This is a genomic window from Ancylobacter sp. TW_SC_1, from assembly GCF_056836805.1.
Map to the genome: position 1 here is coordinate 308,442 of NZ_CM166365.1, position 25,278 is coordinate 333,719.

Annotated in this window: 24 protein-coding genes; 11 read left to right on the plus strand and 13 right to left on the minus strand. The window is 69.9% G+C overall.

Annotated elements, in window-relative coordinates; genetic code table 11:
- Positions 1-20 precede the first annotated feature (20 nt).
- From AC1PZ7_RS01390 to AC1PZ7_RS01415, 6 genes are all read left to right on the plus strand, one after another.
- Complete coding sequence (locus AC1PZ7_RS01390) at positions 21-1,025, plus strand: FecR family protein (protein ID WP_482357730.1); 1,005 nt, start codon at positions 21-23, stop codon at positions 1,023-1,025.
- A 123-nt stretch (positions 1,026-1,148) separates the two neighbouring features.
- A complete protein-coding gene (locus AC1PZ7_RS01395; protein ID WP_482357731.1) occupies positions 1,149-3,605 on the plus strand; it encodes a TonB-dependent siderophore receptor in 2,457 nt (818 codons plus the stop codon).
- A gap of 8 nt (positions 3,606-3,613) precedes the next feature.
- The gene (locus AC1PZ7_RS01400) at positions 3,614-4,528 is read left to right on the plus strand and encodes an ABC transporter substrate-binding protein (protein ID WP_482357732.1); all 915 of its coding nucleotides are present in this window, start codon (positions 3,614-3,616) and stop codon (positions 4,526-4,528) included.
- Positions 4,521-6,584, plus strand: coding sequence for a Fe(3+)-hydroxamate ABC transporter permease FhuB (gene fhuB, locus AC1PZ7_RS01405; RefSeq protein ID WP_482357733.1), 2,064 nt, complete (start codon positions 4,521-4,523; stop codon positions 6,582-6,584). The genes AC1PZ7_RS01400 and fhuB overlap by 8 nt, the downstream gene beginning before the upstream one ends.
- The gene (locus tag AC1PZ7_RS01410; RefSeq protein WP_482357734.1) at positions 6,581-7,435 is read left to right on the plus strand and encodes an alpha/beta hydrolase; all 855 of its coding nucleotides are present in this window, start codon (positions 6,581-6,583) and stop codon (positions 7,433-7,435) included. Before fhuB ends, AC1PZ7_RS01410 begins: the two co-directional genes overlap by 4 nt.
- Positions 7,435-8,220 carry an ATP-binding cassette domain-containing protein gene (locus tag AC1PZ7_RS01415; protein ID WP_482357735.1) on the plus strand — a complete coding sequence of 262 codons (786 nt, stop codon included), beginning with the start codon at positions 7,435-7,437 and terminating at the stop codon, positions 8,218-8,220. The genes AC1PZ7_RS01410 and AC1PZ7_RS01415 overlap by 1 nt, the downstream gene beginning before the upstream one ends.
- Before the next feature lie 52 nt (positions 8,221-8,272).
- Here AC1PZ7_RS01415 and AC1PZ7_RS01420 read toward each other — a convergent pair whose 3' ends face one another.
- The 4 genes from AC1PZ7_RS01420 to AC1PZ7_RS01435 form a co-directional block, all read right to left on the minus strand.
- Positions 8,273-10,903 carry a plasma-membrane proton-efflux P-type ATPase gene (locus AC1PZ7_RS01420; RefSeq protein ID WP_482357736.1) on the minus strand — a complete coding sequence of 877 codons (2,631 nt, stop codon included), beginning with the start codon at positions 10,901-10,903 and terminating at the stop codon, positions 8,273-8,275.
- A gap of 211 nt (positions 10,904-11,114) precedes the next feature.
- Positions 11,115-12,353, minus strand: coding sequence for an ArsB/NhaD family transporter (locus tag AC1PZ7_RS01425; RefSeq protein WP_482357737.1), 1,239 nt, complete (start codon positions 12,351-12,353; stop codon positions 11,115-11,117).
- Between the two features lie 61 nt (positions 12,354-12,414).
- Positions 12,415-13,269, minus strand: a complete 855-nt coding sequence (locus AC1PZ7_RS01430; RefSeq protein ID WP_482357738.1) for a polyphosphate kinase 2 family protein — start codon at positions 13,267-13,269, stop codon at positions 12,415-12,417.
- Positions 13,270-13,406: 137 nt separating this feature from the next.
- Positions 13,407-14,516, minus strand: coding sequence for a nucleotidyltransferase family protein (locus tag AC1PZ7_RS01435; RefSeq protein WP_482357739.1), 1,110 nt, complete (start codon positions 14,514-14,516; stop codon positions 13,407-13,409).
- 216 nt (positions 14,517-14,732) lie between these two features.
- Here AC1PZ7_RS01435 and AC1PZ7_RS01440 point away from each other — a divergent pair, with 216 nt between their 5' ends.
- The 4 genes from AC1PZ7_RS01440 (at position 14,733) to AC1PZ7_RS01455 (ending at position 16,736) form a co-directional block, all read left to right on the plus strand.
- Positions 14,733-14,894, plus strand: coding sequence for a hypothetical protein (locus tag AC1PZ7_RS01440; protein WP_482357740.1), 162 nt, complete (start codon positions 14,733-14,735; stop codon positions 14,892-14,894).
- Positions 14,895-14,945: 51 nt separating this feature from the next.
- On the plus strand, positions 14,946-15,107 hold the full coding sequence (locus AC1PZ7_RS01445; RefSeq protein WP_482357741.1) for a hypothetical protein: 162 nt from the start codon (positions 14,946-14,948) through the stop codon (positions 15,105-15,107).
- A 62-nt stretch (positions 15,108-15,169) separates the two neighbouring features.
- Positions 15,170-15,331, plus strand: a complete 162-nt coding sequence (locus tag AC1PZ7_RS01450) for a hypothetical protein (protein ID WP_482357742.1) — start codon at positions 15,170-15,172, stop codon at positions 15,329-15,331.
- Between the two features lie 169 nt (positions 15,332-15,500).
- On the plus strand, positions 15,501-16,736 hold the full coding sequence (locus tag AC1PZ7_RS01455; RefSeq protein WP_482357743.1) for a hypothetical protein: 1,236 nt from the start codon (positions 15,501-15,503) through the stop codon (positions 16,734-16,736).
- Positions 16,737-16,742: 6 nt separating this feature from the next.
- Here the strand turns inward: AC1PZ7_RS01455 and AC1PZ7_RS01460 are convergent, their stop codons facing one another.
- Genes AC1PZ7_RS01460 through AC1PZ7_RS01490 form a run of 7 tightly spaced genes read right to left on the minus strand, consistent with a single transcriptional unit; the run spans position 16,743 to position 23,008 of the window.
- A complete protein-coding gene (locus tag AC1PZ7_RS01460; protein WP_482357744.1) occupies positions 16,743-18,623 on the minus strand; it encodes a TRAP transporter large permease in 1,881 nt (626 codons plus the stop codon).
- Between the two features lie 5 nt (positions 18,624-18,628).
- Complete coding sequence (locus AC1PZ7_RS01465) at positions 18,629-19,630, minus strand: TRAP transporter substrate-binding protein (protein WP_482357745.1); 1,002 nt, start codon at positions 19,628-19,630, stop codon at positions 18,629-18,631.
- Between the two features lie 51 nt (positions 19,631-19,681).
- Complete coding sequence (locus tag AC1PZ7_RS01470; RefSeq protein WP_482357746.1) at positions 19,682-20,485, minus strand: SDR family NAD(P)-dependent oxidoreductase; 804 nt, start codon at positions 20,483-20,485, stop codon at positions 19,682-19,684.
- Positions 20,482-20,916, minus strand: a complete 435-nt coding sequence (locus tag AC1PZ7_RS01475) for a cupin domain-containing protein (protein WP_482357747.1) — start codon at positions 20,914-20,916, stop codon at positions 20,482-20,484. The genes AC1PZ7_RS01470 and AC1PZ7_RS01475 overlap by 4 nt, the downstream gene beginning before the upstream one ends.
- A 3-nt stretch (positions 20,917-20,919) precedes the next feature.
- Entirely contained in the window at positions 20,920-21,225 is a 306-nt protein-coding gene (locus AC1PZ7_RS01480; protein WP_482357748.1) for a YciI family protein, read from the minus strand.
- Positions 21,226-21,242: 17 nt separating this feature from the next.
- Positions 21,243-22,292 (minus strand): SDR family oxidoreductase, encoded by a 1,050-nt coding sequence (locus AC1PZ7_RS01485; protein WP_482357749.1) that lies wholly within the window; start codon positions 22,290-22,292, stop codon positions 21,243-21,245.
- Positions 22,292-23,008 (minus strand): EthD family reductase, encoded by a 717-nt coding sequence (locus tag AC1PZ7_RS01490; RefSeq protein WP_482357750.1) that lies wholly within the window; start codon positions 23,006-23,008, stop codon positions 22,292-22,294. Before AC1PZ7_RS01490 ends, AC1PZ7_RS01485 begins: the two co-directional genes overlap by 1 nt.
- 189 nt (positions 23,009-23,197) lie before the next feature.
- Between AC1PZ7_RS01490 and AC1PZ7_RS01495 the strand changes: the two genes are divergently transcribed.
- Complete coding sequence (locus tag AC1PZ7_RS01495; protein WP_482357751.1) at positions 23,198-24,106, plus strand: LysR family transcriptional regulator; 909 nt, start codon at positions 23,198-23,200, stop codon at positions 24,104-24,106.
- Positions 24,107-24,175: 69 nt separating this feature from the next.
- On the opposite strand, the gene AC1PZ7_RS01500 is transcribed toward AC1PZ7_RS01495, so the two are convergent.
- The gene (locus AC1PZ7_RS01500) at positions 24,176-25,042 is read right to left on the minus strand and encodes an efflux RND transporter periplasmic adaptor subunit (protein ID WP_482357752.1); all 867 of its coding nucleotides are present in this window, start codon (positions 25,040-25,042) and stop codon (positions 24,176-24,178) included.
- A complete protein-coding gene (locus AC1PZ7_RS01505) occupies positions 25,042-25,278 on the minus strand; it encodes a DUF1656 domain-containing protein (protein WP_482357753.1) in 237 nt (78 codons plus the stop codon). Before AC1PZ7_RS01505 ends, AC1PZ7_RS01500 begins: the two co-directional genes overlap by 1 nt.

The following is a 25,278-nucleotide window of genomic DNA, read 5'->3' on the forward strand; positions in this document are numbered from 1 at the left end:
AGGAGCGGAGCGGTCGATTCATGGGACGGACGGTGCAGGACGGGGAACAACGCGCGGGGGAGATCGAGCTGCGCGCCGCCGAATGGGTGGCCCGGCTTGACGGCGCGCCGCTGAGCGAGACGGAGAAGCTGGCGCTGCGCGCCTGGCTGGCGCAGGACGACGACCATGCCGCCGCCTTCGAGGAAGCGAGCGCGACCTGGCGCGAGCTTGCCGCGCTGCGCCGCGAGCCGGGGCCGCTGCGGGCGGTGGTGCCCGCGCGCCGCGTCGGCACGAGGCGCCGGGCGGCCGGCATCGGCGCGCTGCTCGGCCTCCTCGTGCTCGGCGCCGCCATCGCCCGCTACCAGCTCGGCGATCCGTGGCTGCTGCTCGCCGCCGACTACCGCACCGCGCCGGGCGAGCTGCGCGCGGAAACGCTGGCGGATGGCAGCACGGTCGAGCTCGGCCCGTCCAGCGCCATCGCGGTCGACTTCACCGCCGGCGAACGCCGCGTGCGGCTGCTCGCTGGCGAGGCATTCTTCGCGGTCGCGCCGCGCACGGGCGAGGAGACCCGCCCCTTCGTCGCCGAGGCGGCGGGCGGCACGACCACCGCCCTCGGCACCCAGTTCGTGATCGAGCAGAACAGCGACGGCGCCGATGTGCTCGCCGTCGAGCACCAGGTCGAGGTGGCGCTTGAGGGCGGGGCAGGCCCGCCCGGCGAGGGACGCGGCGTCGTGCTGTCGCCGGGGCAGGAGGTCCGCTATGTGCGCGGCGTCGGCATCGGGCGCATCCGCACGCGCGACATCCCGACCGCCACCGCCTGGCGCCAGGGCCTGCTGGTGTTCGACGGCGCCTCGCTCGGCCATGTGGTGGAGACGCTGAACCGCTACCGCCACGGGCGCATCGTCATTCTCGACGGCGCGCTCGCCCGGCGCCGGGTCAGCGGGGTGTTCCCGACCCGCGACCTCAATGATGCCATCGAGACCATCACCTCCGAGCTCGGCATCGGCGCGCGCTCGATTTATCCATTGATCACAGTGCTCTACTGATTATCCGCATCGGCGCCCGAGAAATTTTTACGGTCTGCGCCGCCTGAGTTGTCTTCCCTTCTGCGACCCGGTCGAACCGGCCCACCCGCGGGCCCGCGATCTGTCAGGAAGGAACAACGATCCATGATGTCTGGGGTGAGTTTCGGCACGCGGCGCCTGCGTCTGCGGTATCTCGGCGGCACGGCGACCCATGCCGTCTGTCTCGGCCTGCTGGCGGCGGCGTCCGGCGCGATCCTGCCCGCGCCGGCCCAGGCTCAGGCCCAGACATCGCAGACGGCGGGCATCGCCGCCGCGCGGATCGCCTTCAGCATTCCGGCGCAGGACCTCAACGGCGCCGTGCTCGCCTTCGCCCAGAAGGCCGGGGTGCGGGTGTTCTTCGACACCGCGAAGTTCGGCGGCCGGCGCTCCTCGCCGGTATCGGGCACCCTGAGCGCGCCCGAGGCGATGGAGGCGCTGCTGCGCGGCACGGGGCTCACCTACCGCTTCACCGCGCCGAACCGCGTCACCATCATCGACCCGGCCGCCTCCGTGGCCGGCGGCGGCACGGCGGCCGGCATCGAGCTCGACGCCATCGACGTGCAGGGCGACGGCAGCGGCACGGTCGGCTATGTCGCCACGCGCAGCGATGTCGGCACCAAGACCGACACGCCGCTGATCGAGATCCCCCAGTCCATCTCCGTCGTCACGCGCGACGAGCTCAACGACCGCAACGTGCAGACGCTGACCGAGGCCGTGGCCTACACGCCGGGCGTGCGGACCGGACAGAGCGGCTTCGATCCGCGTTTCGATTCCTTCTCCATCCGCGGCTTCGACGTCACCTATAACGGCATCTACCGCGACGGGCTGCGCCTGCCGGGCGCCAACATGTCGATCTTCAAGGTCGAGCCCTATGGCGTCGACAGCGTCACCGTGCTGCGCGGCCCCAGCTCGGCGCTCTATGGCCTCGGCTCGCCCGGCGGCCTCGTCGACATCACCTCCAAGCGCCCCACCGAGGAAGCCTTCGGCGAGATCGAGCTGCAGGGCGGCAATTACGACTGGCTGCAAGGTCAGTTCGACCTTGGCGGCCCGCTCGACAAGGACGGCACGCTGCTCTACCGCCTGACCGGCCTGCTGCGCGACGCCGGCTCGCCCAACACGCTGGGCGGCGGCGTCAACGACATGACCTACATCGCCCCGGCCGTCACCTGGAAGCCGAACGACCAGACCCGCATCACCTTCCTCGGCGAGTATCAGGAATCCGAGACGCCCGCCTCCCTGCCCTATTTCGGCTGGACCGGCACCGGCACCAACTCGTTCAGCCGGAGCATCGGCGACTACAACAGCCAGGAGCAGGAGCAGTACCGGATCGGCTATCTCGCCGAGCACGAATTCAACGACATCTTCACCGTCCGGCAGAACCTGCGCTACGGCCACGCCGACACCAGCGTGCGCTACAACGGCATCTCGGCGTATGACTACGCGGCGGGCACCGCCAGCCGCTACACCGGCTATGTCGACGACAAGCTGGATTCCTTCGTCGTCGACAACCAGCTGCAGGCCGATTTCGCCACCGGGCCCGTCGTGCACAAGCTGCTGGTCGGCCTCGACTATTCCTATCTCGCCCTCGACGGCGGCATCGGCTACGGCGTGGCGTCCGACATCGACATCTGGACCGGACAACCGCTCGGTCCGACCTACGACCCGGAACTCAACTACGCCCGCTACCGCCAGAACCAGAGCCAGGTCGGCCTCTACGTCCAGGAACAGGCCACGTTCGACCGCTGGATCCTCACCATGACCGGCCGCTACGACTGGGTCGACACCAAGGACGAGGACCTGCTCGCCGACACCACCGAGAACATCGACGACAACGAGTTCACCGGCCGCGTCGGACTGACCTATCTCTTCGACAACGGCATCGCGCCCTATGTCAGCTACGCGACCTCGTTCGCGCCCAATCTCGGTGTCGACATCAACGGCAACGTCTTCGAACCCACCACCGCGCGGCAGATCGAGACCGGCGTGAAATACGCCCCGGCCGGCTTCGACGGCTACATCACCGCCTCGATCTTCCAGATCGACCAGGACAACGGCCTCGTCACCGACGACACCAACCCGCTCTACCAGGTGCAGATCGGCGAGGTCCGCGCGCGCGGCTTCGAGCTGGAGGCGGTCGCCAATCTCGGCAACGGCCTCAAGGTCCGCGGCGCCTACACCTATCTCGACCTCGTCAACGTCTCCGGCAACATCGACACGATCGGCCTGACGCCCTCGGGCCAGCCGGAGAATGCCTTCGCCATCTGGGCCGACTACCAGTTCCAGCCCGGCACCCGGCTCGCCGGCCTCGGGGTCGGCGTCGGCGTGCGCTATACCGGCGCCACCTGGGGCGACTCGCTCAACACCTTCGAGAACTCGGCCTACACGCTGGTCGACGCCAAGCTGAGCTACGACTTCGAGAATCTCGACCTCCGCCTCAAGGGCTGGAGCGCGCAGGTCAACGCGCAGAACCTGCTCAACGAGGAATACATCACCTGCGACGCCGGCTACTGCTACCAGGGCGCCCCGCGCACCGTGATCGCCGGGCTGAAGTATCGCTGGTGAGGCCGTTGATGCCGCTTTCCCGCCGGGCGCTGCTGCGCGGCGGGCTTTCCGTCGGCGCGCTCGCGCACCCGCTGCTGGCGGGCGCCGGGCACGCCGATGCGCCGGCTCGACCGCCGCTCAGGGTGGTCGCGATGGATTTCGGCCTGGCCGAAACCCTCATCGAGATGGGCCTGCCCCCCGTCGCTCTTCCCAACCCCACGGAATGGACGGAGTGGGTGGTCGAGCCGGCGCTGCCGCCCGGCATCGTCAATCTCGGCACCGACCGCGAGCCGAATCTGGAACTGCTCGCCGCGCTGAAGCCGGACCTCATCGTCACCACGCCCTATCTCGCCGGCATCCGCGCGCTGCTGCAAGGCGTCGCGCCGACGCGGGAATTCTCCGTCTACGCCCCGCCCGGCGGCCATCCCTACGCGCTGAGCGCGGCCGCCACCCGCGCCCTCGCCGCGATCCTCGGGCGGGAAGCCGAGGGCGAGGCGCTGATCGCCCGCGTGGAAGCCGCCACGGCGCAGGCGCGCCGGCATTTCGCGCAGGCCGGCCTCGCCGACCGGCCGATCCTGGTGGTGAACTTCCTCGATACCCGCCATGTCCGCGTCTACGGCCCCGGCAGCCTGTTCGGCGACGTGATGGCGCGCACCGGCCTCGCCAATGGCTGGACCCGGCCGAGCAATTACTGGGGCTTCAGCACGGTCGGCATCGAGGCGCTGGCCGAGAGCCCGGCGAGCCGGCTGGTCTATCTCGAGCCCATCGGCGCCGACACGCTCGGGCGGCTGGCCGCCAGCCCGCTCTGGAACAGCCTGCCCTTCGCGCGGGCGGGCCGCGTGCACCGCCTGCCCGCCGTGCTGATGTTCGGCATGCTGCCCTCGGCGATGCGCTTCGCCCGGCAGCTCGCGCTGGCCCTCGCGCCGGAGCGCGCCGATGGCTGAGCCCGCCGCGCCCACCGCCGGGACGCCCCTGCGCGCACCCTTGCACGCCGCCTTGCACACGACCTTGCCGGGTCGGCGCGCCGGCCCGGTCCTGCTGATCGGCCTGCTCGGCCTCGCCGCGCTGGCGCTGAGCCTCGGCAATCTCGCGCTCCGGCTGCCGGCCGGCGACTGGCTGGCGGCGCTGCTGGCGCCCGCTGTCGACCGGCCGGCGCAGATGCTCGTCGCCTATGCCTTCGCGCCGCGTCTCGCCGTCAGCCTGCTGGCCGGCGCCGGGCTGGGCCTTGCCGGCGCGCTGCTGCAGCAGGTGCTGCGCAACCCGATCGCCTCGCCGACGACGCTCGGCATCGAATCCGGCGCCAGTCTCGCCCTCGCCGCCGCGCTGGTGTGGACGCCGGGGCTGATCGGCCTGGGGCGGGAATGGGTGGCGCTCGGCGGCGGCCTCGCGGCGATCGGCATGGTGCTGCTGCTGTCGCGGCGCAGCGGCTTCGCCCCGCTGGTGGTGATCCTCGCCGGCTTGGTGACGGGCCTGTACGGCGCCGCGCTGGCCGCCCTGCTCACCCTGTTCAACAGCCATTACCTCGCCGGCCTGTTCCTCTGGGGCGCCGGCTCGCTGAGCCAGCAGGACTGGTCGCAGGCCGGCTTCCTCGCCCCGCGCCTGGCGCTGGCCGGCGGGTTGGCGCTGCTGCTGGCGCGCCCGCTGACCCTGCTCGGCCTCGACGATGCCAGCGCCCGCAGCCTCGGCCTGTCGCTCGCCGCCGCGCGGCTCGGCGCGCTGGTGGTGGCGGTGGCGCTCACCGCCTGCGTGGTGGCGGCGGTCGGCTGCATCGGCTTCGTCGGCCTCGCCGCCCCGGCGCTCGCCCGCATCAGCGGCGCGCGGCGCGTCGGCGGCCGGCTCCTCGCCTCGGCGCTGGTCGGCGCCACCCTGCTCTGGGCGACCGATCAGGCGGTGCAGCTGGCCGCCGGCGCCTATGGCGAGATGCTGCCGACCGGCGCGGTGACGGCGCTGTTCGGCGCGCCGCTGCTGCTCTGGATGATCCCGCGGCTGCGGCTGCCGCCCCATGTCGGCGCCGGCCTCTCCGCCCGCGGCGGGCTCGGCCTCGCCCGGCCCGCATTACTGTTCGTCGCGCTCGCCATGGCGCTGGCGCTGGCGGTCGCCGCCTCGGCGCTGATCGGCCCCGGCCTCGACGGCTGGTCTCTTCGCTGGCCGGGCGATCCGGCCACCCCCTGGGCGCTGCGCCTGCCGCGCGCGCTGGCGGCGCTCTCCGGCGGGGCGATGCTGGCGGTCGCCGGCGGCGTGCTGCAGCGCATGACCGGCAACCCCATGGCCAGCCCGGAAGTGCTCGGCATCAGCGCCGGCGCCGCCTGCGGGCTGACGCTCGCGCTCTTCCTGCTGGACGCGACCGGCCGCGTCGAGCAGACGCTTGCCGCCATGGCCGGCGCCGGCCTCGCGCTGGTCGCCATCCTGGCGCTCGCCCGCGCCTCGCGCGGCATGCCGGAGCGGGTGATCCTGGTCGGCATCGCCATCGGCGCGCTGCTCGACGCGCTGGTGAGCGTGCTGATGGCGAGCGGCGACCCGCGCGCCGTGCTGCTGTTCAACTGGATGACCGGCTCGACCTACGGTATCGCGGCGCAAACCGCCGGGGCCAGCCTGGCCGCCGCCCTGCTGTTCGTCGCGGCGCTGCCGCTGATCGCCCGCTGGCTCGACATCCTGCCCCTCGGCGCCCCGGCGACGCTCGCCCTCGGCGTGCCGCCGGGGCTGAGCCGGGGGCTGCTGCTCCTGCTCGCCGCCCTCGCCACCGCGCTGGCGACGCTGCTGGTCGGCCCGCTTTCCTTCGTCGGGCTGATCGCCCCGCATCTGGCGCGGCTGCTCGGCCTGCGCCGGCCGCTGGCCGAACTCGCCGGCGCCGCGCTGATCGGCGGCCTCGTCATGGTGGCGGCGGATTTCCTCGGGCGCACCATCGCCTTTCCCTGGCAATTGCCGGCCGGCCTCGTCGCCTCGACGATCGGCGCGCCGGTCTTCCTCTGGCTCCTGTCACGAAAGCAGACCGCCTCATGACCCCGGCACGCATTCCCGACACCCTGACCTTCGACATCGCGCCGGGCGATGGCGGCCCGCTTTGGCGCATCTTCCTCTACCGCCCGCCCGGCGAGGCGCCGGAAGGCGGCTGGCCGGTGCTGTATTATCTCGACGCCAACGCCGTGGCCGGCACCGCCGCCGACATCATGCGGGTGCAAGCCGCCTGGCCGCTCGGCACCGGCATCGGCTGGGGCGTCATGGTCGGCATCGGCTATCCCGTGGAGGGGGCCTATGACAGCGTGCGCCGCTCCTGGGACATGGGGCCGCCGCCCGGCAGGACCTACCCGCCGCACACGCCCGACGGGCCGGACGTGCGCACCGGCGGCGCCGACGGCTTCCTCGCCTTCATCGAGGACGAGCTGAAGCCGGAAATCGCCCGCCGCGTGCCGGTCGACCCGGCCCGGCAGGCGATCTTCGGCCATTCCTTCGGCGGGCTGTTCGTGCTGCACGCGCTGTTCCGCAAGCCGCAGGCCTTCGCGCGCTGGATCGCGGCGAGCCCGGCCATCTGGTGGGAGGGCGCCGGCATCGTCGACGCGGCGGGCGCCTTCCTCGCCGAAGGCGATGGCCGGGACGGCCGCGTGCTCATCCTCGCCGGCGAGTACGAGCAGGCGCTCGCCCCGTTCCAGATCGGCGCCGAGGACGCGGCGGGCCGCCTCGCCAGCTTCGAGGAGAGCCGCATCGTCGACCATGCGCGCGAGATGGCCGAGCGGCTCGCCGGGGCGCGCGGGCTGCGCTCCGACTTCGTCTTCCTGCCCGGCGAGACCCACATGTCGGTGCTGCCGGCCTGCCTCAACCACGCCATCCGCTTCGCCTTCGGCAAGGAGGCGTGATGCCGGCCGGGCCGACGCCGCTGTTCACGCTCGACGCCGTCCGCTTCGCGGTGGACGGCCGGGAGCTGCTGCACCCGACCAGCCTGAGCCTGCCTGCCGGCCGGCTCATCGGCCTGATCGGGCACAATGGCTCGGGCAAGTCGACGCTGGTCAAGCTGCTCGCCCGCCAGCAGCCGCCGAGCGGGGGCGCGCTGCGCTTCGCCGGCCGGCCGATCGCCGACTGGGGCGGCCGCGACTTCGCCCGCCGCGTCGCCTATCTGCCGCAGAACCCGCCGCCGGCCGGCGGGCTCACCGCGCGCGAGCTCGTCCGGCTCGGCCGCTATCCCTGGCACGGCGCTCTGGGGCGCTTCGGCGCGCTGGACCGGGTTAAGGTCGAGGAGGCGATGGAGCTCGCCCATGTCGCGCCGTTCGCCGACCGCCTCGTCGACACGCTCTCCGGCGGCGAGCGCCAGCGCGTCTGGCTGGCGATGCTGGTCGCGCAGGATCCCGACTGCCTGCTGCTCGACGAGCCGATCTCGGCGCTCGACGTCGCCCACCAGATCGAGGTGCTGGCGCTGGTGCGCCGGCTCGGCCATGCGCGGGGACTGACCGTCATGGTCGTGCTGCACGACGTCAACATGGCGGCGCGCTTCTGCGACGAGCTGCTGGCGCTGCATTCCGGCCGCCTCATCGCCCGCGGCACCCCGGCCGAGCTGATGACGCCGGAAACCCTGCGCGCGATCTACGGGATCGCCATGGAGGTCCTCACGCGCACGGATGCGCCCCCCGTCGCGCTGCCGCTCTAGGCCCCCCCGCGACCTCGCGACCTCGCGATGGCGCGGGGGGCCGCCCGCCGGCTCAGCCCGGCAGGACCGGGCCGATCGAGGCGTCGATCAGGCTGCTCTGCCGGTCGCGGCCGTCGACGACGCGGAAATAGATCAGCTTCACCGCGTCCATCACCACCGTCCAGGCGAGGCAATAGGCCCACACCACGCCGATCAGCAGCCAGGGCAGCGCCGGCATGAACCAGCCATAGGCGCACATGAAGACGGCGAAGATCTGCGTGCCGATCACCGCGCCGAGCACCGGCAGGCTCGGATAGGGCGGCTTGAACAGCGTGCCCTGCACCCGCGAGACGAAGAACAGCAGGTGGCCGCCGGCCGCCAGCTGCAGGAACAGCATGGTCTGCACATGCGGCAGGTCCATCGGCAGGATCGCCGTCAGCTCCGGGCTCTTCATCCAGAACATGCCGAGCATGACGATGCCGAAGCTCTGCACCAGCGCCATGATGCCCATGATGGTGGAGAAGGAGATGATCCGGTGCATGTCCCAGCGCACCGGCCGGTCCTGCACCTTCACATTGTCATAGGCGATGGTCATGATCGGGATGTCGTCGAGCAGCGCCATGACGACGATCATGATCGCGGTCAGCGGCATGAAGTCGTAGACGAGATAGGTCAGCACCACGACCAGCATGATGTTGAGCGTCATGGCGATGCGGTAATAGATGTAGCTGGTGATGCGCTCGAAGATCGCGCGCGCCTCCATGATCGCCGCGATGATGGTCGACAGGCCCGGCGCGGTGAGGATCAGCGCCGCCGCGCTGCGTGCCGCGTCGGTCGCCCCCGACACCGCCACGCCGCAATCGGCCTGCTTCAGCGCCGGGGCGTCGTTCACGCCGTCGCCGGTCATGGCGACGATGTGGCCGCGCTCCTGCAGCGCCTTGACGATCTGGAACTTGTGCTCGGGGAACACCCGGCCGAAGCCGTCCGCCACCTCGACCGCGCGGGCGGCGTCGATGGCGATGTGCTCGGGGCTGGAATCCTGGCCGAACACCTCGCTCGCCACCAGCAGATGGTCGCCGAGGCCGAGCTGGCGGGCGATCTCGCTGCCGATGGCGACGTCGTCGCCGGTCACCATCTTCACCGTGACGCCGAGTTCCTTGGCGCGGGCGATGGTGGCGGCGGCGTCCGGGCGCGGCGGGTCGAGCATCGGCAGCAGGCCGAGCAGCGTCCAATGTGTGCCGTCGTCCGAGCGGGCGACGCCGAGCGCGCGGGTGCCGTCGCGCGCCAGCCGGTCGACGGCGCCGAAATAGTCCTTCGCGCTGTCCTGCGACAGCCCGCACAGCGTGGCGATGACCTGCGGCGCGCCCTTGGCGTAGTGCACGGTCTTGCCGTCGGGGCCGGTGACTTCCGCCGCCGTCTTCTTGTTCACGGGATCGAAGGGGGTGAAGTCGACCTGATGGTACGGGTCGAGCACCTTCGGGTCCTTCAGCCCCGCCAGCACCGCCTTGTCGATGGCGTCGTCGCTCTGTCGCTGCGAGGCCAGCGCCGCGCCGAGGATCAGCTCGTCCGGCGCCGCCGATCCCCACGGAATCGGCGGCTGCAGGGTGAGCTGGTTGAGGGTCAGCGTGCCGGTCTTGTCCGAGCACAGCACGTCGACGCCGGCCAGTTCCTCGATGGCGGAGAGGCGCGAGACGATGGCCTGCTGCTTCGACAAAGCGAGCGCGCCGAGCGCCATGGTGACCGACATCACCGCCGGCGTCGCCACCGGCACCGAGGCGACCAGCAGCACCAGCACGAGCTGGACGATGGCGCCGGCATGCGACCATTCCCAGTGCCCGTCGGCGACGATGTCGCGGTGCACCTGCGCGACGATCAGCAGCAGGGCCAGCGCGGCGGACAGGATGATGAGGAAGTCGCCCATCTGGATGACCGCCTTCTCGGCGTGCGACTTGGAGCCGGCGGTGGCCACCAGCTTCGCGGTGCGGCCGAAGAAGGTGCTGTTGCCGGTGGCGGTGACGAGGCCGGTCATCGCCCCCTGCCGCACGATGGAGCCGGAATAGCCGCTGTCGCCGATCGACTTGGACACCGGCAGAGATTCGCCGGTCAGCGCGGCCTGGTCGACGGAGAGGTACTTGCCCTCGGTGAGCACGAGATCGGCCGGCAGCGTCTCGCCGCCGGACACGCTCACCACGTCGCCGGGCACCAGCTCGACGGTGTCGAGCGTGACCCAGTTGCCGTCGCGCAGCACGCGGGCCTTCAGCGCGAGCCCCTTCTTGAGCGCGGCAAGCGCGCTCGCCGCCTTGCTGTCCTGCCAGAAGCCGACGATGGCGTTGTAGACGAGCAGGCCCATCACCACGATGAAATCGGGCCAGTCGCGCCGGACCAGCGAGAGCAGCGCCGCCGCCTCGATCATCCACGGGATCGGCCCCCAGAAATAGCCGAACAGCTTGCGCCAGCGGCTCTCCTCATGGGCGGCGATGGCGTTCGGGCCGTATTTCGCGCGCAGCGTCGCCACCTGCGCGCTGGTCAGCCCCTGCGGCGAGGCGCCCAGCTCGGTGAATTTGGCGGCGAGGGCGGCGGCGTCGAGCCGTGCCGGGCTGCTCGACGAGCCGGTCGACGCTTTCGGCGGCGCGGCGGGCGGCGGCGTGGCGGCAATGACAGTGGCGGCTGTGGCGGCTGTGGCTGAGGCTGAGGGCTGCGGCATGGCTTCCTCCGTCGGGGCGCGGCTGCGGCGCCTCTTGCATCAGGCTATCATTATACTCCCGGACGCGGCTGCCATTGACTTGCAGCAAGGAGGTGCAGCCAGCGGGTGCAGCAAGGGGATGCAGCAGCCGGGCGCGGCCTGGAATGCAGCAGGCGTTTGCAGCAGCGCCGGCAGCCGATCCTGCAGCCACATCTGCAGGCGCGGGCGCGGCTCAGATCAGCACGATCCACACCGCCGCCATCGCCATGCAGGCGAGCGTGACTGGCACGCCGGCGCGCGCGAACTCGCCGAAGGAGATCCGGATCCCGCACGCCGCCGCCTGCTCCACCACGATGATGCCGGCGAGGCTGCCGAACACGATGAGGTTGCTGGAGAAGCCGGTTCCCAGCGCCAGCGCGGCACCGAGCGCGTCGGCCTCCGTCCCCGGAGTGAGGAACGGCACCAGCAGCATCACCGCCGGGTTGTTGCCGACGATGTTGCTGAGCGCCCCGCCCACCAGATACAGCGCCAGCGGCTCATCCAGGTTGATGCCGGCGGCGCGCATGTCGTTGAGAAGATTCTGCGGCAGGCCGGTGGCGGCCACCGCCGCATTGACCACGAACAGGCCCATGATGAGCAGCAGAAGGTTGCCGTCGACATGCTTGAGCATGTCGCTGGAGGCGATCTGCCGGTTGATCAGCAGCACGCCGGCCGCGCCGAGCGCGATCAGGTCGCGCGGCCAGTCGCTGACGATGAAGGCCAGCACCACCGCGCAGGTGACGGCGCCCGCCTTCAGCGTCTCGAGCCGGTCGAGCGTGACCGGCCCCGGCGCGGCAGCGGGCGCCGGGGGCGTGCCGTCGACGGCGGGGAGCGTCCAGCGGCCGCGATACATCAGCACGACGACGCCCCAGACGATCGGCAGCGACAGCAATGCCGGCAATGCCGCGACGGCGAGGAAGCCGTTGAAGGAAAGGCCGAGCTGCTGCGCCGCGATCATGTTCTGCGGGCTGCCGATCAGCGTGCCGGCCGATCCGGTGTTGGCGGCGAAGCAGAAGGCGAGCAGGAACGGCACCGGGTTGAGCCCGCGCGCCAATGTGAGCGAGACCAGCAGCGGCGTCATCGCCACCACCACCACGTCGTTGGTGAGCAGCGCCGAGAGCAGGCCGCCGACGGCGACCAGCACGGCGAGAAGCACCGGCGCGCTCACCGGCAGCAGTGCGACGCGCTGCGCCGTCCAGCCATAGAAGCCGGACACCACGAAGGCCGCCGACACCACCATCAGCCCGAACAGCATGCCGACGCTGCTGTAGTCGATGGCGTCCCACGCCGCCTTGGGGCTGATGCTGCCCGCGACCATCATCGCCAGGGCGCCGACGATGGCGGCGCCGGTGCGGTCGACCTTGAACCCCGGCAGCTTGCCGAAGCCCATCGCCACATAGACCAGAAGGAAGATCGCGAGGGTCAGGCCCATGGCTACGCCGTTCTCGAATGCCGCATCGGGGCCCGCAATACCACCCGGACCCGCGGCCCGCCTAGCCGCCTCGCGTCAGGCGCGGGGCGGCCTTGGCCGCGTGATGGTACTCCTTGCGGATCTTGTCGAGATCCACATTCGGCGCCGGCAGCTTCAGGTTCATCCCGTCGAGCGTCTCCTCGATGATGCGGGAGACGGCGAGGTTGCGGAACCATTTGTGGTTCGAGGGGATGACGTACCACGGCGCGTGCTTGGTGGAGCACTTCTCCAGCATGTCCTCATAGGCCGCGATGTACTTGTCCCAATAGGCGCGCTCCGTGTAGTCGGAATCGCTGATCTTCCACTGGCGGGCCGGGTCATCGAGGCGCTGGCGGAACCGCTCGAGCTGCTCCTCGGGGGTGATGTAGAGGAAGAACTTCAGGATGGTCACGCCGGATTCGACCAGCAGCTTCTCGAACGCGTTGATGGCCTCGTAGCGTGTCGACCAGACCTCCTTCGGCACCAGCTCATGCACCCGCACGACCAGCACGTCCTCGTAATGCGAGCGGTTGAACACCGCGACCTGGCCGAGGCCCGGCGTGTGCGGATGCACCCGCCAGAGGAAGTCGTGCAGGCGCTCCTCCTCGGTCGGCTGCTTGAAGCCCTGCACATAGGTGCCCTGCGGGTTCATCGCCGCCATGACGTGCCAGCAGGTGCCGTCCTTGCCGGCGGCGTCGATACCCTGCAGCACCACGAGAAGGGCGTGCTTCTTCTCGCCATAGAGCTTCTGCTGCAGCTCGGCGAGACGCGCCACGTTCTTCGCCAGATCCTCCTTGGCCTGCTCCGACGAGGCGTAGTCGCCGTGGAAGGCGGCGTCCACATCCTTCAGCCGAATCCGCGTGCCCGGCTCGACGATGAGCTTCTTGCGCAGAACCATTGCGTTCCTCCCTCCGGCTGCCCGCCTTTCCGCCCGGAGGTGGGCGCCGGCGGTCCTCGACCTTGTCGCGATCCATTATAGTAACCGCGCGCGCGGCCGGATTGATCCAGAATAAACCGCCCGCCGGGAAGAGGCCGTCAGCGGCAGACGGGCGGCGTCCCGGCGCTCCGCAGGCGGGAGTGCACGGCGGCGACGGCCGCCGGAATCAGCGACGGCCGAAGCAGCAGGCGCAGGCCGCGCCCGCTCATCAGCTTGCGGCCCGATTGCAGCGCGACCTGCAGCCGGGGCCGCAGCACCCGCCCCTCCAGCGCCCGCACCAACCCCCAATCCCCCACCAGCGGATTGGCGACGCCGAAATACGCGTCGAGGAGCGTGAAGAGGCGCCGCGCCGTCGGCTCCCACCCCGCCCGCGTGACGTGCTCGACCAGCACGGGCGGCACCTTTCCGCCGAAATTGGCATGGAGGCGCCCGACGAAGTCGAAGGCCTTGAACAGGGGAATGTCGCTGTCGTCATACCCGCTATGCCCGGTGCGGGTGCATTGCAGGAAGGAGCTGAGGGCGCCGAACAGCGCATCGAGCCGCCCGATGCGCGTGCCCTCCCAGTCCAGCCACTCGACGCCGAGGGCGGCTTCCGCGTTGGGGAGCACGGGCTGCTTGCTCGCCACCACGACGCTCCGATGCAGTTCCAGCCGCGCCATCTCCTCGGGATGGAAATAGGGAGGATAGTGCTGGTAGCCGGGGTCGAAATAATAGTCGTCCCCTCCCCCTTCGGGCGGGGCGTATCCAATCCGGACGAGCGCCTCCAGCGCCGCATGCTGGTCCGGCTCGGCCGGGATCCACAGGTCCAGATCGTTCATGACGCGACCGCTCGCCGGCCCGTCGGGCGCGATGAGCTGGAGCGCGCCCTTCAGCCAGATCGGCCGCACCCCCTGCGCATTGAGGGCGCGGGTGACCGACAGCATCTGCCGGCGCAGGCCTTCATTGCGTTCCGCGTTCCACGCCGCCACCGCCGCCAGCAGATCGGCGAGTTCGGCATCGAGCCGGTCGGCGAGGTCGTGGCGCTCGACCGCCACCGCCAGCGTCGTGATCAGCCGGTGCCGGTCCGCCCCGGCGACGATGGCCGGCCACAGTTCCGGTCGCGGCCAGCGCGCGAGGATCGCCTCGCGCGTGGTCGCGGGCGAAAGGGCGCGGCAGAGCCACCGCGTACCTTCCACCTGAAGACGGCGCTCCCGCATTGTCGCCATCATGCCCACCGGTCCGCCCTCCGATGACGGCGCATCGCGCCGCCTGCGGCGGACGGTAACGACCGGCCGACGAACCGACAAGCGGATCGCGATGTCCCGGCACGGCGGTCCCGCTGGACAGGCGCCGCTGTCGGTATAATTATAACGATCCGCTTCGTGCCGAACGAGGCTTCGTCAGGCGCGACGCATGCGTCGCGCCGGTTTCAGCCAGGGTGCCCGATGTCTGCCGATAGCAAAGTCTCGAAGCCCGAGAAAGACGCGCCGGAAGCGACCGATCTGCGCCGTCGCGCGGCGCTGGCCAAGCTGGGCCGGACCACGGTCTACGCCGTGCCGTTCACCGTCAGCATGGTGGCAATGATGCGGTCCGCCCGGGCGAGCTGATCTTGCGCCCGTGCTTCCCCGCGAGCGACGCCTATCGGAGGGAGATGCCCGATGTCTGCCGATAACGAAGCCTCGAAACCCGAGAAGGCCGCGCCGGAAGCCGCCGATCTGCGCCGTCGCGCGGCGCTGGCCAAGCTGGGCCGGACCACCGTCTACGCCGTACCGGTGACCGTCAGCATGATGGCGATGATCCGATCCGCGAAGGCCTGCTGATCTCGCACCCGTCGACGCGGGCGGACGAAATGTATGAACGACGTATCGAACAGGAATGCCCGATGTCTGGCGATGACGAAGCGGCGAGACCAAGGACGGAAGAGCCCGGAGCCACCGATGCGCAACGCCGCGCCGCGCTGCGCAAGCTGGGCCGGTCCGCCGCCTTTGCCGTGCCGGTGACGCTGAGCCTCTTGTCGATCAAGCGCGCCGCAGCCGCCAGTTGAGGCGGGCGGCGGCGCCGCGATCGCCCCATCGACGCGGCCTCGTCCCGTCTGCAACGCAGCACGGGGGGATATGATGCGGCCACCATCGGACGCCTCTGGCCTGCCCCTTTCCGGACCATCCGGGAATGAGGCCGGCGGACCGGCAGGCGAGCGCTTCTATTTCCGGGTCGTGGAAGACACGCTGTTCGTCTTCGACGGCGCGATGGATGTTGCGCGGGTTCTGAATGCCGCGGCCGCGAGGCTGTTCCTCTGCCTTCCCGATGCGTTTGCCGAACCCGCTCTCGTCGCCCGCGAGGCGGAACTCGAAGCCGAGGCCGACTGGCGCGGCTGCCTCGCGCAATGGGCCGAGCTCGGCTGGGTGGAGACCGACGCGGCGGGCCGGGTCCGGCTGGCGCGGCGGGTGGCTCCGGCCGGCGCCGGCGGGCCCGCGGCCGTGCCAGCGCCGTCAACAGAGGGGCGCCCGATCGGGCAGTGCCGGTTTCGCCTGGGCGGCCGCACGCTCGAGGTCCGCCTGTTTGCCGACGGCGACTGGCGCTCGCCTCCCGAGGGCGTTCCGGACGTCGAGAACTACCGGGCACAGCTTGCCGGCGCCGAGCGTCTGCTCGGCTTTCTGGACGGTCTCACGGATCCGGCGGCCGGGCGCGACGCGCCGGAGGCGACGATCAAACTCGGCCTGGCACCGGACGGCTTCACGCTGCGCTGCGGCGAGAGGCTGCTGCGCACCCCGCACGAGCCGGTCGCGCAGGGCAAGCTGCGGCTCTGGCTGCTCGCCCTCGCCTATCGGGACGTGCCGCCCGCCATCCTCATCCATGGCGCGGCGCTGGCCGCGCCTGTGGGATCGATCATCCTCGCCGGCGTGTCGGGAGCGGGGAAGAGCACGCTTTCCGCCTATCTCGCCGGCCGTGGCTGGCGCTACGGCACCGACGATTCGCTTGCCATCGGCTTCGAGGCCGGACGGGCGGTGGTGCTGCCCTTTCCCGGCGCGATCAGCCTCAAGCCCGGCAGCCTCGCCCCGCTCGCCGGCCTGTATCCCGCTTTGCGCGAACGCCCGCTGGTGGGCGCCGGGCTGAAGCTCGGGCGCTATCTGCCGGTGCCGACGGAGCAGCACCTGCCGGCGCGGGGCGACTCGAACCGGGTGCGCTGCTTCGTCTTCCCCCGGTTCGAGGCGGGATCGCCGACGCGTGTCACCGTGATCTCCGCCGCCGAGGCCCTGCTCGCGCTGATGACCGCCGAATTCGACATCGGCGAGGCCGCCGGCGAGAGGGAATTCGACGCGTTCTTCGATGCGATCGAGACGCTGCCGCGCTACGCCGTCACCTATGGCGACCTCGCGGAGATGGAAGCCACGCTCGGGCGGCTGGTCGCCGGGGATCCGGGCCGGGAAGACGGCACGGATCCCCGCTAGCACGCTTCAGAGGAAGCCGATGCTGATCCACGGCACCGCCGCGATGACCAGGATCGCGACGAACAGCGCGGCGAGATACGGGATCATGTTCCGCATCACCTCGTCCGGCGACACCTTGGTGATGGCGCAGGCCGTGTAATAGCCGTAGCCGAACGGCGGCGAGAACAGCCCCAGCCCCATGGAGAGCAGGACCACCATCGCATACTGCACCGGATGGACGCCGAGCGACTGCGCCACCGGCACCAGCAGCGGGCCGAACAGCACGATGGCCGGAATCCCTTCCAGGATGCTGCCGAAGACGATGAAGGCGAGGATCGACACCAGCAGGAAGGAGAACCTGCCGCCCGGCAGATCCTTCATGAAGGCCACCAGCGTCTCGGCGAAGCCCGACTGGGTGAGCGCCCAGGACATGGCGCCGGCAAGCGCGATGATGATCATGATGGTGCCCGAGACCGCGATGGTCTCGACCAGGATCTCGCCCATCCGGCGGAAGGAGACGCCCCGCATCATGATGGCGCCGACCACGAACACATAGGCGATGCCGATCACCGCGACCTCCGTCGCCGTGGCGATGCCTTCCAGCACGGCGGCGCGGATGATGAGCGGCAGCGCCAGCGCCGGGAGCGCCGCGATGAAGGTTCGCCGGATCTGCCCGAGGTCGCGCTTGCCCTCGCCGCGCCGCTCGCCGCGGGAGCGGCAATACACCGCCACCGACAGCGCGATCATGCACACTACAGCCGGCATGAGGCCACCCATGAACAGCGCGGCGATGGAGATGCCGGTCACCGAGCCGATGATGATCAGAACGAGGCTGGGCGGGATGGTCTCGGCCGCCGCCGCGGAGACGGCGAGCAGCGCCGCGATGTCGCCCTGGCGCATGCCGCGTTCCTTCATCGCCGGCGCCAGGATCGGCCCGATCGCCGCCATGTCGGCCGCCTTGGCGCCCGATATGCCGGAGACGAGATACATCGCGCAGAGCATCACATAGCTCAGCCCGCCGCGCGCCGTGCCGATCAGCGAGACGACGAAGTCGATCATCGCCCGCGCCATGCCGGTGTACTGGATCTGGATGCCGAGGAAGATGAAGAGCGGAATGGTCAGCAGGATGAAGTGCGACATTCCCTCATTGATGCGCCCGACGATGACGGTCAGCGGCAGGTCGGTGGTCAGCAGGAAATAGCCGACGGTCGCCGTGCCGAAGGAGAAGGCGATCGGCACGCCGATGATGATCAGCACCATCACGCCGACGCCGAAGAACAGCAGCAGGTTGATGTTGCCGAGTTCCATCAGCACCGGCGGCGCCGATTCGAGGCCGACCGCCACCGCGCCCGCCGCCGCCAGCTGGAGGGCGAAGACGCCGGTCGAGGCGGCCCGCCACATCTGGATCAGCAGGAACACGATCATCAGGCCGACGCTGACCAGCGTCGCCAGCACCGGCACCGAGCCCGGCACGCCCAGATTGGGCGAGGTGACGATGTGGTTGAGCTCGATCAGTTCGAGCGTTGGCATGATGAGTTTGAAGAGGAAGATCAGCAGCACGACATGCGCCACCGCCTCCACCCGGCGTCGCGTCGCGGCGCCGAGATGCGACAGGACGAAGGTCAGGCGCAGATGGATGCCGCGCCGGAGCGCGCTCGCCACCCCCAGCATGCCGAACCACAGGAAGACCAGCATCGCTAGCTCCTCCACCCAGGTCACGGGCACATGGAGGAGGTAGCGCGCCGTCACCGCCCAGGCCAGCAGCAGGATGTCGACCAGCAGCAGGGAGGCGGCGACGACGTCGACGACCGTGCCGAGAAGGGCTTCGACACGGTCGAGGACACGGGTGAGCGGGGCGCGACCGGAGCCGGCGGCCGTTCCCCGCACCGACAGATCGGGCGCGTCCATCGCCGTCACCCGAGCGGGCCGGTATAGATTTCGAGCGTGCTCCAGGCCTTCGCGCCGAACTTCTCCTTCCAGTCCTTGTAGAAGGTCGAAGCGGCGAGCGCCTTGCGGAAGGCTTCGCGATCGGGATCGACGAAGGTCATGCCGGACGCGGCAAGCTTGCCCTTCAGGCTCTCATTGAGCTTCACCACGTCGGCGCGCTCGGCCATGGTCGCCGCGTGGAGGTTCTTCGAGACGATGTCCTGCACGTCCTTGGGCTGGCGCTTCCAGAACGGCCCATTGGCGAGCACCCAGAAGCCGTCCCACATGTGATTGGTCATGCTGACATATTTCTGGACCTCGTAGAATTTGCCGCTCTCGATCAGCGGCAGCGGGTTCTCCTGCCCGTCGACCAGCTTGGTCTGCAGCGCGGTATAGACCTCGCCGAAGCTGATCGACTGCGGCGCCGCGCCGAAGGCCTTGAACAGCGACGTCGACAGCGGGCTCGGCGGGACGCGGATGTGCACGCCGGCGAGATCGCCGGGCTTCTCGATCGGCCTGGAGCTGGTGGTGATCTGCCGGAAGCCGTTGTCGAACATGCGCTCGAACACGTAGAGCCCGGTATCCATCAGCGCCGAGCGGACGAGAGCGCCGACCTCGCCGTCCATCGCCTTCCAGACCTGGTCCATGTCGTTGAACGCGAAACCGACGCCGTTCAGCGAGGAGACGGCGGCGAGGTTGGAGAGCTGCGCGCCGGCCAGCGGATAGAACTGGATCGCGCCCTGCCGGAGCTGCGACAGCACTTCGAGGTCGCCGCCGAGCTGGCTGTTGGGGAAGATGCGGATGTCGAACTCGCCATTGGTCTCGGCCTTGATGTTGCGCGCCGCCTCCTCCAGGCGCGTCAGCATCGGATGGCCGGCCGGCAGGTTGGTCGCCAGCTTGTAGGTCGCGGCAAGGGCCGGTCGTATGATCGCGAAGGTCGTGGCAGCGGCGGCGGCCGATGCGACGAAGGTCCGGCGAGAGAGCTTCATGGGATTTCCTCCGGTACGTTTTGGTTCGGCGCCGCTTGCGGGCGCTTTGTTTCAGGCGAGGATCAGGCCGCCGGACACGTCGAGGATCGCGCCCGTCATGTAGCGGGACGCGTCCGAGGCCATGAACAGCACGACGTCGACGATGTCGGACGGCTCGGCGAGCCGCCCGATGGGGATCTGGCCGTTGAGGGCGGTGCCTTCCTCCTCGTTGCGCAGCAGGCCGCTGACGCGTTCGCCGACCACGGGTCCCGGCGCGATGGTGTTCACCAGAATGCCGTGCCGGGCATATTCGCGCGACAGATGCCGGGTCATGCCGATCACCGCCGTCTTGGCCGCGGTGTAGGAGCAGCCGAGCAGCGGGCTGACCGAGCGGCCGGCATTGGAGGCGAAATTGATGATGCGGCCGCCGCCGGCCGCGATCATGTGCGGCAGCACCGCCTTGGCGCACAGGAAGCTGCCGCGCACATTGGAGGCGAAGACGGCGTCCCACTCGTCGACCGGCGTCTCGTGCGTGACGCGATAGGCCGCGCCATAGCTGCCGGCGGTGTTGACGAGGACGTCGATCCGGCCCCATTGCGCGAGAACCTCGGCGACGGCCCGCGTCACCTCGGCCTCGTTGGAGACGTCGGCGACCAGCGCGATGGCGGTGCCCTGCGCGTCGGTGATCAGCCGCGCGGTCTCCTGCGCGCGCTCGGCGACGATGTCGCACAACGCCACCTTGGCGCCGAGGTCGGCCAGCCGCAGCGCCAGCAGCCGGCCGATGCCGCGCCCCGCCCCGGTGACGAGGAAGACCTGGTCGGTGAAGATGCCGGGGGCGAATGCCTCGCGGGCGGCCTTGGGATCAATCTGCTTCATGGTGCGAGCATTCCGGCATCGAGGCCGCGGGGTTTGACCGAGTCCGGCAGCGGCAGCGGCGGATTGGCGCTTTCGAGATGTTCGACCGTCACGAAGAGGAGCGGCGTGTCGCCGACATTGTGCAGGTCGTGGAGCATGTACTCGCCGGGACCGAAGCTGAGGTGGCGGGTCTGGCCGGCGTGGTACTGCGCCTCCGTCGGCGGACCACCATTGATGTGCGAGACGGCGCGGCCGGCGGTCAGAGCTGTCCAGAAATAGTCGAGCACATGGCGGTGGAAGCCGATGCGCTCGCCCGGCTCCAGCCGGATGAACCAGACGCGGGCGCGCGCGTTCTGCGAGAGCAGGAGCGTGCCGACGCAGGGATTGAAGGCGTTGCGCGCGAACTCCGCGCCCAGCGCCTCGTCGAGGGTGAAATCGCTTGCCTCTGTCATTGCTCAGTCTTTCGGAATGAAGCTGCGGCCGTCGAGGATCGCCTTGCGCCAGCGCGTGGCGACGAAGCCGGAGAAGACCCCCTCCTTCATGAAGGGGTCGTTGGCGACGAAGCTCTCCGCCTCGGCGCGGCTATCGGTGTCGATGAGATAGAGGCTGCCGAGGGCGGTGACGCCGTCATCGGCGAGCATCGCGCCCGCCCCGATCAGAGTGTCGAGATGGGATTCGAGATAGGCGATGTGGGCGGGGCGCACCCTGGCCCGGAGGGCGGCGCTGTCGGCTCTGTCATCGGCAACGACCATGTAGGGCATGGGTGCTCTCCGCGGCGTCAGGGAACGATCCGGTCGCGCTGCAGGGCGCGGAACTGGTCGAGGAACATCTCTTCGCTGTCGATGAATTCGAGGAAGCCGTAGCGCCGGCACTTGGTGGTGTCCGACATCACGTCCCAGTCGTTGGAGAAGGCGTAGTTGGCGAAGTTCCAGTTCACCAGCATGGACAGCGGGTGCTTCTGCAGGCCCTCGCGGGCGACGATCGCGTCCCACAGCGCCTCCTTGCCCTCCATCTTCCGGGTGAGGTCCACCGTCTCGACTCCGCCCGGCGCGAGGCCGAAATGGCGGGCGAAGACCGGCCAGAGATTCTGGTAGCGGAAGAAATCGCCATTGGTGACGTTGAAGGCCTGGCCGGCGCAGGCCGGATTGGTCGACATCCACACCATGGCGCGCGCCAGCAGCCCGGCATCGGTCGCCTGATAGACCGAGGTGAACGCGCCGGGCTTGCCGGGGAAGGTGAAGGGCTCGCCCATTTCCTTCAGGAGCGTGGCGTAGCTGGCGATGGTGGTGATGATGTTGAGCGGGTTGCCGAGGGCGAAGCCGCAGATCACATGCGGACGCGCCGCCGACCACGACCAGCTCTTGCCTTCGCTCGCGGCCATCACGAGGTCCTGCTGGTCATAGTAGAAGTGCGGCACGTCGATGCGCGGATCGGTTTCCTTCGCCGGGGTTTTGAAGGGGCCGAGATACTGGCCGTAATATTTGGTGCCCTGCAGCAGGCAGACATGCCGGAGATTGGGCGCCGCCTGCTCGATCACCGGCAGCACGTTGGCGAACATGGCCGCGTTCGGCGCGCGGGTCTCGGCGATCACCTTGTTGTCGAGATAGGCAGTGTAGAAAACGTGCGTGACCTCGCTGAGCCCGCCGAGATTGTCGCGGCAGCTCTGCGGATCCATCAGGTCGGCGTGCACGAAGCGCGCCTTGGTCGGGAAATAGGGCGGCTTGCGCGAGACGCCGATGACGTTCCAGTCGTCCTGCCGATCGAAGTGATCGATCAGGGCCCGGCCCGAAACGCCGGTGGCCCCTAAGACGAGGGCGGTTTTCTGCATCAGGACTGTCCTTCCTTGATCCCAAAGGCGGGCGGCGGCGGCATCGCCACCACATGTTCCGTCAGGAGCGCGTCTTCCCGGCGTCCGACGTCGTCGCCGAGGCTGTCGATCCGCCACGCCTCCAGCCGGGCGCGGCCGGCATCGGCCTGCGCGCGGGTGGCGAACCACAGTTCGACGAGCGCGTCATAGGGGGCCTCGCCGGCCACCAGCGTCAGCGCGCCCTCGACCTTCGAATTGAGCAGGAGCCCGGCCTCGTCGAGGCTCAGACGGGCCTGGGCGGCGCCCGTCGCGGCGCACAGCCCGGCCCGCGCCGTGGCGCGCAGACGGTCGAGAAAGGCGCCGCGCGTCAGCCCTGCGGCCCGCTTGACGCACAGCACGACCTTGAACGGCGTGTCGCTGAGCGGGCCGGCCCGCTTCAGCCATTCCTCGGAGGCGAGCAGATGCTCGCGCCGCGCCAGCCAGCGGGACGCGTCGGCCGAGCCGCGGCGTCCGATGTCCGAGGCATAGGACGCCTGACACGCCGCGCGGCTGTCGAACCAGAGCTGCGCGATGCCGTCCGCCAGCGGCTCGCCCGCGTCGAGCGAGAAACCCAGCATGTAGCCGCGAAGGCCGGGGAAGGCCGCGGCGATGGGGCCGTGGATCGTGCGCCAGCGCTCCTCGAAGCCGAGCCGGTCGAGGCTTGGCAGGCGCTTCTGGAACGTCACGAGCTTGATCATGGCCGGCCTCCCGGTCCGAGCGGACCGGTGGCGCCTGTGCGCACGAACATGTTTCCTCCCTCGCCGGCCGTCTTCGTTCGGAACGCGCAGCCTAGCTTATGGACGTCAGGCTAAGCGCAGGAGGGCTTGGCATGGAACTGCCGTTGGGTGACACATACTGTTGAATCTGGATCAACAATGGAGGCGGCCATGGGCAGCGACAGCGATTTTCAGGTGTTCTCCTGCGTCGTCGACAATGGCAGCTTCGCGGCCGCCGCCAAGGCGCTCAACGTGACGCGCTCCGCGGTCTGCCGGCGTATCGACCGGCTCGAGCAGCGGCTCGGCGTCCGGCTGCTCGACCGCACCACGCGTCGCCTTTCGCTCACCGAAGCCGGCGAAACACTGCACCAGCGCGCCGTGCGTATCCTGACCGAAATCGCCGAGGCCGAACTGGTCGTCAGCGAGTATGGCGGCGAGCCGCGCGGCACGCTGCGCATCACCAGCCCCATCATGATCGGGCTGCACAAGCTGATCCCGGTGCTGCCGGAGTTCCTGAGACGCTATCCGCAGATCAAGGTCCATCTCGACCTGTCCGACGACCTCACCGACCCGGCGCTCGCCGACCACGATCTCGGCCTGCGCTGGGGCGAGCAGCAGAGTTCGGCGACGATCATCACGCGTGTCGCCGAGAGCCGGCAAATCATCTGCGCCGCGCCGAGCTATCTGGACGGCTATGGCGTGCCCGAGGCGCCGCAGGACCTGCTCAGGCACAATTGCGTGCTGATGAGCCGGCTCGGCCTCAGCAGCAATGACTGGTCGTTCGTCATCGACGGCCGGCCGGTGAAGCTCAAGGTCCAGGGCAATTACGTGGTCAATGGCGGCCACGGCAATTACGAGGCGGTCATCGCCGGCCTGGGCATCGGCCGCCTCACCGATCTGCGCGTGCTCGAAGACATCCGCAACGGGCGGCTGCGGCCGATCCTGCAGGCCTTCGAGCCCGAGGAGGCGATGCCGATCTACGCCGCCTACAAGGCCGGCGCGCTGGTTCCGCCGAAAGTGCGCATCTTCATCGACTTCCTGCGCAAGCGCATGCGCCCGCGCCATCCCGACGCCGGATAGGACCCGCGCCAGGTAAATCCGCCCCGCCATCGCGGGCGTCGCGCCGCGCCGGCACGGCCGAAGACGGCGCTAGTCCTTCGGCTGCACCACCACGGTCGCCGAGAGGCCGGCGACCAGCCGCACGCCGGGCGGCAGCGGGCCGAGCTTGATGCGCACGGGAATGCGCTGGGCGAGGCGGATCCAGTCGAAATTCGGGTCCACCTGCGCCAGCAGTCCCGCGCCGGGAATGGCGATGGCGCGGCTGAGGCCCTCCACCACGCCGTCGACCACCACGCCGCCGGCCATCAGCTCCACGCGCGCGGGATCGCCGTCATGGATCGCCGGCAGCTTGGTCTCCATGAAATAGGCGTAGACATAGAAGGAATGGCTGTCGACCAGCGCCAGCATGCCCTCGCCGACCCGGGCGTAGTCGCCGACATCGACATTGAAATTGGTGATGAAGCCATCGGTGGGCGCGCGCACCGTGGAGCGTTCGAGGTTGATCTGCGCGGTGGCGAGAGCGGCCTGTGCCGCCTGCAGCTCGGCCTCGGCCTCGGCGGCGCTGACGGAGCTGCGCTCGGCCGTCTGGACGGAGATCGCGGCGCTGTCGTCACGCGAGAGATTGGCGTCGCGGGCGGCCGTGTCGCGGGCGTAGCGCAGCGCTTGCGTCTTCATCTCGACCTCGGCCTGCGCCTGCTGCAGCGCGACGTTGAAACGCTTCTGGTCGATGACGAACAGCACGTCGCCCTTGTTGACGAACTGGTTGTCGGCGACGTTGACCGCGCTGACGAGCCCCGACACGTCGGGCGCGATCTCCACCACCTGGGCCAGCACCCGCGCGTCGCGCGTCCAGGGCGACACGGTGTAGTAGAGCCAGAGCTTCCAGCCGACGAAGAGGGCGATCGCCGTGGTCAGGAGCGTCACGCCCACGCGCAGCGCCGTGCCGACGTAAGCCATCATAACCCTCCCTTAAGCGCCGGCAGGACGAAGATCATCGTGCCGAACAAGATCACGTAAAGCGCCGCGTCGAACAGCGGCCGGTGCCAGACGAGGCGGTAGAAGCCCGCCCGCGCCAGCCCCCAGCGCAGCATCAGGAACGGCGCCAGCGTCAGTACCGCCCATAGCATGACGGGCGGCAGATAGATGCCGAAGGCTTCCGGCGTGTAGAAGGCGAGCTGGCCGTCGAAGCTCAT